The organism is Streptomyces sp. NBC_01428, from assembly GCF_036231965.1.
Taxonomy (GTDB): domain Bacteria; phylum Actinomycetota; class Actinomycetes; order Streptomycetales; family Streptomycetaceae; genus Streptomyces.
Genome location: NZ_CP109499.1, coordinates 6,710,747 through 6,723,443 on the forward strand (window position 1 = coordinate 6,710,747; position 12,697 = coordinate 6,723,443).

Below are 12,697 nucleotides of genomic sequence, written 5' to 3' on the forward strand. Positions count from 1 at the left end.
TCCGCGGAGTGTCAGTCGGGCGTCATAGACTTCGACGCTGTCCCCCCAGACTGTCCGCAGCCTGTCGCCGATCGTTCTTCTTGGAGGCCGCAACCGTGTCGAAGCCGCCGTTCACGCACCTGCACGTCCACACCCAGTACTCGCTGCTGGACGGTGCCGCGCGGCTCAAGGACATGTTCGACGCGTGCAACGACATGGGCATGACCCATATCGCGATGAGCGACCACGGCAACCTGCACGGGGCCTACGACTTCTTCCACACGGCCAAGAAGGCGGGCGTCACGCCGATCATCGGCATCGAGGCGTACGTCGCGCCCGAGTCCCGGCGCAACAAGCGCAAGATCCAGTGGGGCCAGCCGCACCAGAAGCGCGACGACGTGTCCGGTTCGGGTGGTTACACGCACAAGACGATCTGGGCGGCGAACCGGACGGGCCTGCACAACCTCTTCAAGCTCTCCTCGGACGCGTACGCCGAGGGCTGGCTCCAGAAGTGGCCCCGGATGGACAAGGAGACGATCTCCAAGTGGTCCGAGGGACTCATCGCCTCCACCGGCTGCCCCTCCGGCGAGCTGCAGACCCGGCTACGCCTCGGCCAGTTCGACGAGGCACTGAAGTCGGCCGCCGAGTACCAGGACATCTTCGGCAAGGACCGGTACTTCCTGGAGCTGATGGACCACGGCATCGAGATCGAGCGCCGGGTCCGTGACGGGCTCCTGGAGATCGGCAGGAAGCTCGGCATCCCGCCCCTGGTGACGAACGACTCGCACTACACGTACGCGCACGAGGCGACCGCGCACGACGCCCTGCTGTGCATCCAGACCGGCAAGAACCTCTCCGACCCGGACCGCTTCCGCTTCGACGGCACCGGTTACTACCTGAAGTCGACGGACGAGATGTACGCCGTCGACTCCTCGGAGGCCTGGCAGCAGGGCTGCGCCAACACCCTGCTGGTCGCCGAGCAGGTCGACACGGCCGGCATGTTCGAGGCGAAGAACCTCATGCCGAAGTTCGACATCCCCGAGGGCTTCACCGAGATCACCTGGTTCAAGGAGGAAGTCCGGCTCGGCATGGAGCGGCGCTTCCCCGGCGGCGTCCCCGACGACCGCCAGAAGCAGGTCGAGTACGAGATGGACGTCATCATCCAGATGGGGTTCCCGGGGTACTTCCTCGTCGTCGCCGACTTCATCATGTGGGCCAAGAACCAGGGCATCGCGGTGGGCCCGGGCCGTGGCTCGGCGGCCGGTTCGATCGTCGCCTACGCCATGGGCATCACCGACCTCGACCCGATCCCGCACGGCCTGATCTTCGAGCGGTTCCTGAACCCCGAGCGCGTCTCCATGCCCGACGTCGACATCGACTTCGACGAACGTCGGCGCGTCGAGGTGATCAGGTACGTGACCGAGAAGTACGGCGCCGACAAGGTCGCCATGATCGGCACGTACGGCAAGATCAAGGCGAAGAACGCCATCAAGGACTCCGCGCGCGTGCTGGGCTACCCGTACGCGATGGGCGACCGGCTCACCAAGGCGATGCCCGCCGACGTCCTCGGCAAGGGCATCGACCTCAACGGCATCACCGACTCCTCGCACCCCCGCTACGGCGAGGCGGGCGAGATCCGCGCGATGTACGAGAACGAGCCGGACGTCAAGAAGGTCATCGACACCGCCAAGGGCGTCGAGGGCCTGGTCCGGCAGATGGGCGTGCACGCGGCCGGCGTGATCATGTCCAGCGAGCCCATCGTCGACCATGCCCCGATCTGGGTGCGGCACACCGACGGCGTGACCATCACGCAGTGGGACTACCCCCAGTGCGAGTCGCTGGGCCTGCTGAAGATGGACTTCCTCGGCCTGCGCAACCTCACGATCATGGACGACGCCATCAAGATGGTGAAGGCCAACAAGGGCATCGACCTGGAGATGCTCGCCCTGCCGCTGGACGACCCCAAGACCTTCGAACTGCTCTGCCGCGGTGACACCCTCGGTGTCTTCCAGTTCGACGGCGGCCCGATGCGCTCGCTGCTCCGCCAGATGCAGCCCGACAACTTCGAGGACATCTCCGCCGTCTCGGCCCTCTACCGGCCGGGCCCGATGGGCATGAACTCGCACATCAACTACGCGGAGCGCAAGAACGGCCGCCAGGAGATCACGCCGATCCACAAGGAGCTGGAGGAGCCGCTCCAGGAGGTCCTCGCGGTCACCTACGGCCTGATCGTCTACCAGGAGCAGGTCCAGAAGGCCGCCCAGATCATCGCCGGGTACTCCCTCGGCGAGGCCGACATCCTGCGCCGCGTGATGGGCAAGAAGAAGGCCGACGAGCTGGCGAAGAACTTCGTCCTCTTCCAGGCGGGCGCCCGCGAGAACAACTACAGCGACGAGGCGATCCAGGCCCTGTGGGACGTGCTGGTCCCCTTCGCCGGCTACGCCTTCAACAAGGCGCACTCCGCCGCGTACGGACTCGTCTCGTACTGGACCGGCTACCTGAAGGCGAACTACCCCGCCGAGTACATGGCGGCGCTGCTCACCTCGGTCAAGGACGACAAGGACAAGTCGGCCGTCTACCTCAACGAGTGCCGGCGCATGGGCATCAAGGTGCTGCCGCCCAACGTGAACGAGTCCGAGCAGAACTTCGCCGCCCAGGGCGACGACGTGATCCTCTTCGGCCTCTCCGCCGTCCGCAACGTCGGCACGAACGTGGTGGAGTCGATCATCCGCAGCCGCAAGGCCAAGGGGAAGTACGGCTCGTTCCCCGACTACCTCGACAAGGTCGAGGCCGTCGCCTGCAACAAGCGCACCACGGAGTCGCTGATCAAGGCGGGTGCCTTCGACACGATGGGGCACACCCGCAAGGGCCTCACCGCGCAGTTCGAGCCGATGATCGACAACGTGGTGGCGGTCAAGCGCAAGGAGGCCGAGGGCCAGTTCGACCTCTTCGGCGGCATGGGCGACGAGGCCACCAGCGAGCCCGGCTTCGGACTCGACGTGGAGTTCACCACCGACGAGTGGGACAAGGTCTATCTGCTCGCCCAGGAGCGGGAGATGCTCGGCCTGTACGTCTCCGACCACCCGCTCTTCGGCCTGGAGCACGTCCTGTCCGACAAGGCGGACGCCGGCATCTCGCAGCTGACCGGCGGCGAGCACGGGGACGGCGCGGTGGTGACCATCGGCGGCATCATCTCGGGCCTCCAGCGCAAGATGACCAAGCAGGGCAACGCGTGGGCGATCGCCACCGTCGAGGACCTCGCGGGGTCCATCGAGTGCATGTTCTTCCCCGCGACCTACCAGCTGGTCTCGACCCAACTCGTCGAGGACGCCGTGGTCTTCGTCAAGGGACGCCTCGACAAGCGCGAGGACGTGCCGCGCCTGGTCGCGATGGAACTCCAGGTCCCCGACCTGTCCAACGCCGGGACCAACGCGCCCGTGATCCTCACCATCCCGGCGCTGAAGGTCACTCCGCCCATGGTCAGCCGGCTCGGCGAGATCCTCAGCCACCACAAGGGCGAGAGCGAGGTCCGCATCAAGCTCCAGGGCCCGCGCAAGACCACGGTGCTGCGGCTCGACCGGCACCGGGTGAAGCCCGACCCGGCGCTCTTCGGCGACCTGAAGGTGCTGCTCGGCCCGTCCTGCCTGGCGGGCTGAGCGCCCACCGGCCCCTTTGCGGCCGGACCAAGTGACCTGCGCGAGGGGCGCATCCGCATGCGGATGCGCCCCTCGGGTCATGCCCGGGCTCGATCGCCCGGTGGGTCTTGCCACGGACCCTGGACCTCAACGGCCCACGCAGCGACCTCAGTTGTGGCCGAAGCGCTTCTGATGCTTACGGGCGACATCGGCGGGGCTGCCCTGCGCCTGCGATATCGGCGACTGTGCTTCGGTCGACGACCGCTGCGCCTGCTCCTGTGCACGCTCGGCCTGCGAGGAGCGGTCCTGCTGCCCGCCCTGCTTGCGGTTCTTGTTCTTCGCCATGGTGATCAGCCTCCTGAGGGGGATGTAGGGGCCAGGGCCGCGACCAGATTCACATAGGCTGGCAAGTGGCGCATTTCGTAGAATTACCGTGCGTAATAAGCCCTGTCGGTACGTGCTCGCCCGATCCGCCACGCCGAAGATCGAGTTCCGGCCGTTAACCTCCGCACGGTCGGGCAGACTCCAAGGAAGCCCGAAGCAAACCTCCCGGAAAGAGGGTGGACCGCGTGGACCGCTGCATCGTCCTGGTGGACGCCGGGTATCTGCTCGGGGCTGCTGCCAGCCTTCTCGCCGGGGAGCCCTCGCGCTCCCGGATCACGGTCGACCACGCCGCCCTCATCCAGGGCCTGCGCGAGCGCGCCGAGTCCGACACCGAGCGGCCGTTGCTGCGCATCTACTGGTTCGACGGCGCCCCCGACCGCGTACCGCAGCCGGAGCACCGCAGGCTGCGGGTGATGCCCAGGGTGACCGTGCGCCTGGGCGCGCTGACCCGCAGCGACGGACGCTGGGCGCAGAAGGGCGTGGACGCCGCGATGCACGCCGAACTGACCGAACTGGCCCGCAACCGCGCCTGCTCCGACGTGGTCCTGGTGACCGGCGACGGGGATCTACTGCCGGGCATGATGGCCGCCAAGGAGCACGGCGTCGCCGTACACCTGTGGGCCGTGCAGGCCGCTGACGGCGACTACAACCAGTCCGAGGACCTGGTGGCCGAGGCGGACGAGCGCCGGGTCCTCGACCGTGTGTGGATCACCAAGGCGGTTCGCGCGAAGGACTTCGGCGGCGTGTGCGCGCCGCCGCCGGTGCCGCGTCCGGAGATCGCCGCGATCCTCTCCGCGCCGCTGCCCGAGTCGGCTCTCGCTGCGGCGGCCGAGCACTCCGCGCCGGAGCCCGAGCACCATCAGGCCGCCGAATCGCAGAACGGCGTCCAGGAGCGCGTGCCCGCCCCCAAGGGCGTGCCGACCCCCAAGGACCTGGCCGCGCTGCGCGGACCGGGCACCCAGGCCGCCCAGCACCCCACGAACGCCACCCTGCGCTGGTCCTCGGACAAGGGCTGGGTCGACCGGCCCGGGGGAGTGGCGGAGCCGGCCGAGGCCGCCGCGCTGCCCACCCTCGCGCAGCTCACCTCCGCCGAGCAGCGCTGGGCGGACCGCGAGGAGGACATCACCACCGTCGGCGGCGATCCGTACGAGGTCGGTCAGGTCTTCGCCCGCCGCTGGATGGCGCGGCTCACCGACGCGGGTCATCTGCAGAAGCTGTCGGCGATGTACCCCCGCGTCCCGCACCGGGTCGACGGTGAACTGCTGCGTTACGCGGCCCGGTTCGGCCTGCTCGCGCACAAGGACGACCAGATCGACGAGCACGACCGGTACGCGATCCGGGCCGGCTTCTGGCGTGAGATCGACGTGCGCACGACCGCCGAGCACGCGCCCGCAGGGGAGTGATCGCAAGCCTCTGGAGGGCCCTCGCGAGGGCCCTGCCACGGCCCCGGGCGCATAACGGGGCATCGGACCCCGTACTCTCGTCCTTCGTGAGTACGCGCACGGCACAGGCGGTCCGGATGGGGCACAGGGGCGATGTCGTGTGCGCCGTGCGCGGTCTGACCAAGACCTACCCGGCCGTCCGCGGCCGTCGGGGCACCCCGGCGACGCCCGAGGTCAGGGCCACCGACGACGTACGCCTCGACATCCGCCGCGGTGAGATCTTCGGGCTCCTCGGCCCGAACGGCGCCGGCAAGTCCACCCTGGTCCGCCAGCTGACCGGGCTGATGCGCCCCGACAGCGGCAGCGTCGAGATCCTCGGGCACGACATCGTGCGCCACCCCGAACGGGCCGCGCGGATCCTCGCCTACCTCGGGCAGGAGTCCACCGCCCTCGACGAGCTGACCGTCTCCCTGGCCGCCGAGACCACCGGACGGCTGCGCGGACTCGACCTGCGCACGGCCCGGGCCGAGCGGGACGCCGTCCTCGACGAACTGGGCCTGACCGCGCTCGCCTCCCGCCCCCTGAAGAAGCTGTCCGGCGGACAGCGCAGGCTCGCCTGCCTCGCCTCCGCGCTCGTCGGGCGGCGCCCGCTGCTCGTGCTCGACGAGCCCACCACCGGCATGGACCCGGTCGCCCGGCGCGCCGTCTGGGCCGCCGTCGACCGGCGCCGGGTGGACCAGGGCGCCACGGTCCTGCTCGTCACCCACAACGTCATCGAGGCCGAGACCGTCCTCGACCGGGTCGCCGTCATGGACGAGGGGCGGGTCATCGCCTGCGACACCCCGGCCGGCCTCAAGGAACGCGTCGCGGGCGAGGTGCGGGTGGAACTCGTCTGGCGTACGAGCGCCCCGCTGCATGTCCCCGAGGTCGCCGCGCTGCGCGACCGCGCGGTCGAGTCCGGCCGCCGCTGGACGCTGCGGCTCGCGCCGGAGGAGGCCCGCGCGGCCGTGGCCACGGTCACCGGAGGCGCCGCGTTCGCCGCCCTCGACGACTTCACCCTGGCCACACCGAGCCTGGAGGACGTCTACCTCGCCCTCGGCGGGCACGCGACGCAGGGACTGGTGAAGGCGTGAGTGTCCGGGGCGTGGAATCCGTACGGGAGGAGGGCGTCGTACGTGTGCCGAACAGGACGGCTGCCGGAGTGAAGGGAAGCAGCTCGACGTGAGTGTCGTACCCGCCGGAGTTCTGCCGGGCAGTGCGCTGCCGCTGGCAGCGGACACCGGTGCCGCGGAACTGGGGCCGCCCGCGCGGCTCTGGCCGTCGCTGGCCGCCGTGTACCGGGCGCAGCTCTCCCGGGCCCGTGTCGCGCGGATCCCGCTGCTGTTCGTGGCCACCTTCCAGTCCGTCGGCATCATGATCATGATGCGCGGCGTGGTGGACGGCGGCGCCGAGGCGCGGGCCGTGGTGGCCGGGTCGACCGTCCTGGTCGTCGCGTTCGTCGCCCTCAACCTGCTCGCGCAGTACTTCGGACAGCTCCGGGCGAGCGGCGGGCTCGACCACTACGCGACGCTGCCGGTGCCCCCGGCGGCCGTGGTGCTCGGAGCCGCGGGCGCGTACGCGTCCTTCACCGTGCCCGGCACCCTGGTCACCGCCGTCTTCGGCTGCGTGCTCTTCGGGCTGCCGCTCGCCCATCTGTGGGTGCTCGCCGCGGTCGTCCCCCTCGCGGGCGCCGCGCTCGCCGGTCTCGGGGCCGCGTTCGGGCTGCTCGCGCCCCGTCCCGAGCTGGCCACCCTGCTCGGTCAGCTGGGCATGTCGGCCGCGCTGCTGCTGGGCGTGCTGCCCGCGGACCGGATGCCGACCGTGGTCCAGTACGCCCGCGATCTGCTGCCCTCGACCTACGGCGTCGAGGCGTTCGCCCGCACCTTCGGCGCCCATCCCGACTGGGCCGCCGTCCTCGGCGATCTGGCCGTCTGCGCCGGGGTCGGGGTCGTCTCGCTGGCCCTGGCGACCTGGGCCTACCGCCGGGCAGCCGTCCGGTGACGCGGGTGACAGCGGGGCCTGGCACGATGTCAGGGTGACCGCTCCGCTGACTCCACCTCCGCCGCCGCACGAACAGTCCCCCCAGGACCGGCAGCAACCGCACCATGCCTGGCAGGCCCCGCAGACGCACGGACCCGCGGCGCACCCCGCGTACCCGGCGGCGTACGAGGCCTCCTACGGACAGGACGGACCCGGGATGAAGACCGAACTGCGGGAGGCCGCCGTGATCACGGTGGCGGTGGCGCTCGCGGGGGCGCTCCTCGGAGTGCTCTGGTGGTGGCTGGCGCCCCACGTGCCGCTGATCGCGGACGACACCACGGTGTACATCAAGGACACCGAGGGGGAGCAGGCCATCGGCGTCGATGGAACGTTCACTCTTCTCGCCCTGGGCTTCGGGGCCCTGAGCGCGCTGGTCGTGTTCCTGCTGCGCCGGCGCGGTGGTGTGCCGCTGGTGGTGTCGCTCGCCCTCGGCGGTCTGCTGGGCTCGCTGCTCGCCTGGCGCATCGGCGTCTGGCTCGGTCCGACGCAGAACGTGGTCGCGCACGCCAGGGCCGTCGGCAAGGGCGTCACGTTCTCCGCGCCGTTGAAGCTCGGCGCGAAGGGCGCGCTGCTCGCGTGGTCGCTGACCGCTCTGGTGGTCCATCTGGCCCTCACGGCCCTGTTCGGTCCCCGGGACCCCGATCCGTACCAGCAGAGCCCGTACCAGTCGACGCCCTCAGGGCCCCCCGTCTAGTCGTACGGGTCCCCGGGCGGTGGCCGGACCGGCCGGTCCCGGAGTCCCGTGGGGAGACCGGTCCCGGCCGGCGGTGCCGTGCTGCGGGGCGTGGGTCATGCCGGGCGGCGGCCGTGGTTCGGGCGGCCCTTTCTGGTGCGCCACTTGCGTTTGCGCGTTCTCTTCGACATGTCCCTCGTGCTTAACCGAGGACGGGACATCCGTCGAGGGCGCGCGCACGGCGCGTCCGCTGGGGCCTCGCCGAGCGGCACGCGCGCGTGGCCGCGACGGGGACGGCCGGGCAGGCGCGTGCCGGTGTCAGGGGGTCACGCGCGTCCGACGGGCGCGGACACCGCCTCCGTGAGCTGTGCCAGGTCGGCCGGGGACAGTTCGACCTCCAGGCCGCGACGGCCCGCCGAGACACAGATGGTGGCGTGGGTGGCCGCGGAGGCGTCCAGCACCGTGCGGAGCCTCTTGCGCTGGCCGAGCGGCGAGATGCCGCCCCGGACGTAGCCCGTCGTGCGCTCCGCCGCCGCGGGGTCGGCCATCGCGGCCCGCTTGCCGCCCACCGCCGTCGCGAGGGCCTTCAGGTCGAGCGAGCCCGCCACCGGGACCACCGCGACCACCAGCGCGCCGTCCACGTCCGCCACCAGGGTCTTGAAGACCCGCTCGGGGGAGACGCCCATGGCCTCGGCGGCCTCCTCGCCGTAGGACGGGTGGGAGGGGTCGTGCTCGTACGCGTGGACCGTGTACGGCACCCCCGCCTCGGTCAGTGCCACCGTCGCCGGGGTTCCTCCGGGCTGCTGCTTCTTCGCCTTCTTCGCCATCGGCCTTCCCGCGCGCGTCAGTTCAGGCTCGTCGGGCCGCGCGTCAGTTCCGACGCGGGCAACGACGGCAGATTACGGATGATGGCCGTCTCCGTGCGCAGCAGTTTCAGCTCCTCGCGCAGCCGGGACGCCGTGTCGGGGGCCTGGAGCAGGCTCTGCCGGGCCGGGACGTCCAGCATCACGGCGGCGGCGACGAGGTAGGAGACCACGGCCGGCTCGTCCGGCAGGTCCGCCCCGGTCGACAGCGAACGCTCCCGCGCTCCGGCCAGCCGCTTCTGGTACTGGCGGAAGGCACGCAGTACGCCCTCGGCGAGCGCGCCCGCCTCCTCGCCCGGTTCCTCCGGCAGTTCCTCCAGCTCGGCCGTCAGATACGGCCCGGAGGCGTCCACCGAAAGGAGCCGGACGCGGGTCGTGCCGGTCGCCAGCACCTCGAAGCTGCCGTCGGCGCGCTCCCGGACGGTCGCCGCGTCCGCGATGCAGCCGACCGTGTGGAAGGCCTTCACCGGGTCGTCGCCGAAGCCGGCGGCGGGCCCGCGCTCGGGCACGGCGGTCTGGTCCGGCATGCCGGGAGCGGTGGGCGAGACCTCGTGGCCGTCGCGGATGGCGACGACCGCGAAGCGGCGCGGTTCGTCCTCGGCGATCTTGAGCAGATCGCGCATCATCGCGCGATAGCGCTCCTCGAACACGTTCAGAGGAAGCACGAGCCCGGGGAACAACACCGAGTTCAGGGGGAAGAGCGGGAGCCGGACGGTGGTCACGACGCGAAAGCCTAATGGTCGCCGGAGCGATCACGTCCGTCGTGCCCACCGACTGGATGCCGATCAGGGCGCGGAGCCCGCAGCGGAAGCCCCGCCGCGACCTCCAGACGGACGCCGTCGCGCATCTCCAGGAACTGGCCGAGCGGGTCGTCGGAGACCCGGTCCCAGGGGAACGAGGTCGCGTACGGGCCGATGAGGCGCAGCTGTTCCAGGGCGTCCCGCCAGCGGTCGAGGCGGATGAGGACGTAGGTCAGCAGGTTGCGCACCTCGGCGGGCCACGGGTCGGCGGCGGCGTAGGTCGCGGAGAGCTCGATCGCGAGGTCGGCGGCCGCGTCCAGCCGCTTCCGCGGGACGCCGGGACCGCCGCCCTCGGTGAGGTACGCGAAGGCGGCGCGGACGGGCAGCGCCTGGACGAGGGAGCCGGGCAGCGCGTCCGTCGCGGCGGGCTCGGCGAAGTCGAAGCACTCCTGATGCGAGCCGTACCAGGCGGCCGACAGGTACTGGAGGGCTGCGACGTGACAGCCGTAGTGGTGCGGTGAGCGCCGGACGGCCTCGCCCCACAGCCGCTCGAACCCGGTGTGCCCGAGGTTCGTGCCGCGCGCGTGGTCGAGCGCGATCCGCCACGGCACGGGGTCGCGCGGATCGCCCTCGGCCGCGGAGGTGATCAGCGGGCTCGCCTCACGCAGCAGCTCGGCCCGCGCGGGCGACTCCCAGCCGCGTCGCACCGCCAGCTCCGCCCTGACGAGCAGCGCGTCCGGATCGTGCGGGTCGGCGGCCCGCCACTCCCGCAGCCACTGGTCGCGGGAGCGTGCGAAGGCCGCCAGGCGCAGGGCGTACCGGTCGCGGCTCTCCCACTCGGCGGATTCACGGGTGGCGGCGAGCAGCTTCGCGGCGGGGGCGTACTCGCCGCGGCCCGCCGCGACGAGCGCGGGGCCGAGACGTTCGTCGGGCGCGTCGAGCAGCACCTCGTCGTCGGCGGGCAGCCCGACGGCGAGGCGGGAGGTGTTCCGTGCCATCCGGGCCGTACGGATGAGTGCGCGCAGCAGTGCCATGGTGTCGACCATTGAAAACCGCAGGTCGGGGCTGCACCAGAGGGACGCGGTGACGCTTTCGTAACCGTCGATCGGTTGCTTCCGGACCGGTCAAGGACGGGCAAAGAGTGGCTCGTTCCGGTGCTCGGCCTCCGTGCGGGGGCCTGACCTGCTCCGGGACCGTCCCAGGGGTGCCCACGCCGAGTGGCGCGGACGAGGCGGCCCGTGGCGGCACGAAGGGCCCCGGGCGGTACGGGCCGCCGTCTCAGCCGCGTCGCAGCAGCCGGGTCGCTCCGGCCGCCACCGTCGTCGCCAGGATCCAGCCGAGGAGGATCACCGCGGCGGACAGCCACTGCCAGCCGCCGCGCAGCTGCCAGGCCCCGACCTGGCCCAGGTCGATCACCGGCAGCAGCAGGTCCAGGGCGAAGAGCGAGGCGTTCCACTGGGGATGCGAGCCCGCGTCGACCGGCGGATGGTCGGCGTGCGCGAAGGCGACCGACGCCGCCGCCCACAGCACCGCCATCCACAGGGCGGCCCGGCCCGGCCGGTACCCGTAGGCGACCGTCCAGTCCTGCGCGTACCCCCAGAGTTTCGCGGCGAGGGGCAGGGTCTCGCGGCGGCGGCGCTGCTTGGCGAGGAGCACCTCGCGGGCGTCCTCGTCCTCGCCTGAGCCGCGCAGCACGGCGGCCAGCCGCTCGTACGGCTCCGGGTTGTACTCGGCGGTCGCCGCCGCCACCCACTCCAGGCGCCGGGTCAGCGGGAAGGCGCCCTGCGGCACCAGGCTCTCGTAGGCGAAGCCGCCCATGTGCAGCGCGCCGGGGGCGGGCCAGCTGGACGCCCGGTCGACCAGGGTGACGATCCGCGCGCCGGACAGCACGACCTTGCCGCGCTCCGGCGCCTCGCCGAGGAAACGCAGCTCGGGCGTCTGCACCCGGCGCAACGACAGCTCCTGGTCCTCGCCGAGGACGAAACGGGCCCGTTCCAGGTCGAGCGCGTCACCGAACCGTCCGTCGTCCAGGCGGACGCCGCCCTGGCACTCGAACCGCTGCACCAGCGTGCCGCGCGCCGGGGTGGTGCCGCTGGTCAGCACCGGATTGCCCAGGCCGGCGGGGGTCAGGTACACCGTGCGGTTGACGGTCAGCTGGGGGGCGTTGAGGGCGAGCCGGGAGTACGGGTTGCTGAGCCGGCTGCCGCGCAGGCTCAGCGAGACGCCGACGCTGGCGCCGCGCAGACTCAGCTCGCCGTGCGACTCCAGCATCTCCGCCTGGAGGTCCTGCCCGACGGTCATCCCGTCGCCCGTGATCGAACGCCCGCGCCGGTCCCGGTAGACCACGGCCTGGTTCAGCAGCAGGTCCGTACCGATGTGCGCGTCGGTCAGCCGGACACCGTTGTGGAAGCGGCAGCGGGGCAGATGCAGATCACCCTCGGTGTGCAGCCGGGCCGCCTCCAGACGCGGCACCGCGCAGTCCACCAGCCGTACGGTCGTGAAGCGGGACTCCGGCAGCAGGACCTCCTTCTCGAAGCGGCACCCCTTCAGCTCCACGTACGGCACCACCGTGCCGCCCGCGAGGTCGAGCACTCCGGTGATCAGCACGCCGGCCAGCTTCAGGGAGGCGACCCGGCCCTGCAGGGGCGGCGGCCCGTCGAGCAGGAGCCAGGCGACGATCCGGGCCCGCACACTCCGCTCGGGACCCCAGGGATGGCCGCCGTGCGGATCGTCGGCGGTGCCGTCCCCGCACCGCAGGTCGTACACGCTGCCGTTGCGGAACGCCTGCCACATCCCGGCCTCGGCGGCGGTCAGTTCGTCCGGCAGGTCCCCGGTGCGGACGCCGGCACCCTCGGTCACGGCACGTCCCTTCCTCCCCGGCTGTTCGCGGGTTTCGTACATGCGTGCAATGCCCGCTCAGTGACCGCCCGAACGCTATCGGTGAAGGGGATCTTCCGGTGAA

The 12,697-nt window shown here is 71.6% G+C and carries 10 protein-coding genes; 5 read left to right on the forward strand and 5 right to left on the reverse strand.

Annotated features, from left to right (window positions below; translation table 11 throughout):
- Positions 1-95 precede the first annotated feature (95 nt).
- Positions 96-3,635, forward strand: a complete 3,540-nt coding sequence (gene dnaE, locus OG406_RS29020) for a DNA polymerase III subunit alpha (RefSeq protein WP_327410008.1) — start codon at positions 96-98, stop codon at positions 3,633-3,635.
- 147 nt (positions 3,636-3,782) lie between these two features.
- Here the strand turns inward: dnaE and OG406_RS29025 are convergent, their stop codons facing one another.
- Positions 3,783-3,959, reverse strand: a complete 177-nt coding sequence (locus tag OG406_RS29025) for a hypothetical protein (protein ID WP_179165207.1) — start codon at positions 3,957-3,959, stop codon at positions 3,783-3,785.
- A gap of 224 nt (positions 3,960-4,183) precedes the next feature.
- On the opposite strand from OG406_RS29025, the gene OG406_RS29030 reads away from it, so the two are divergent.
- The 4 genes from OG406_RS29030 (at position 4,184) to OG406_RS29045 (ending at position 8,153) form a co-directional block, all read left to right on the forward strand.
- Complete coding sequence (locus OG406_RS29030) at positions 4,184-5,401, forward strand: NYN domain-containing protein (protein ID WP_081221504.1); 1,218 nt, start codon at positions 4,184-4,186, stop codon at positions 5,399-5,401.
- 137 nt (positions 5,402-5,538) lie between these two features.
- On the forward strand, positions 5,539-6,513 hold the full coding sequence (locus tag OG406_RS29035) for an ABC transporter ATP-binding protein (protein WP_081216714.1): 975 nt from the start codon (positions 5,539-5,541) through the stop codon (positions 6,511-6,513).
- A gap of 88 nt (positions 6,514-6,601) precedes the next feature.
- Positions 6,602-7,420 (forward strand): ABC transporter permease, encoded by an 819-nt coding sequence (locus OG406_RS29040; RefSeq protein WP_164376065.1) that lies wholly within the window; start codon positions 6,602-6,604, stop codon positions 7,418-7,420.
- Between the two features lie 34 nt (positions 7,421-7,454).
- Positions 7,455-8,153: an AAA family ATPase gene (locus OG406_RS29045; RefSeq protein WP_164376063.1), complete on the forward strand. Its 699-nt coding sequence runs from the start codon at positions 7,455-7,457 to the stop codon at positions 8,151-8,153.
- 305 nt (positions 8,154-8,458) lie between these two features.
- Here OG406_RS29045 and ybaK read toward each other — a convergent pair whose 3' ends face one another.
- From ybaK to OG406_RS29065, 4 genes are all read right to left on the reverse strand, one after another.
- Positions 8,459-8,959 carry a Cys-tRNA(Pro) deacylase gene (gene ybaK, locus OG406_RS29050; protein WP_329188577.1) on the reverse strand — a complete coding sequence of 167 codons (501 nt, stop codon included), beginning with the start codon at positions 8,957-8,959 and terminating at the stop codon, positions 8,459-8,461.
- Between the two features lie 17 nt (positions 8,960-8,976).
- Entirely contained in the window at positions 8,977-9,717 is a 741-nt protein-coding gene (locus tag OG406_RS29055; protein WP_164376059.1) for an LON peptidase substrate-binding domain-containing protein, read from the reverse strand.
- Between the two features lie 11 nt (positions 9,718-9,728).
- On the reverse strand, positions 9,729-10,781 hold the full coding sequence (locus OG406_RS29060) for a hypothetical protein (protein WP_329188578.1): 1,053 nt from the start codon (positions 10,779-10,781) through the stop codon (positions 9,729-9,731).
- Positions 10,782-11,013: 232 nt separating this feature from the next.
- On the reverse strand, positions 11,014-12,594 hold the full coding sequence (locus tag OG406_RS29065; RefSeq protein ID WP_267050541.1) for an oxidoreductase: 1,581 nt from the start codon (positions 12,592-12,594) through the stop codon (positions 11,014-11,016).
- Positions 12,595-12,697: the final 103 nt, after the last annotated feature.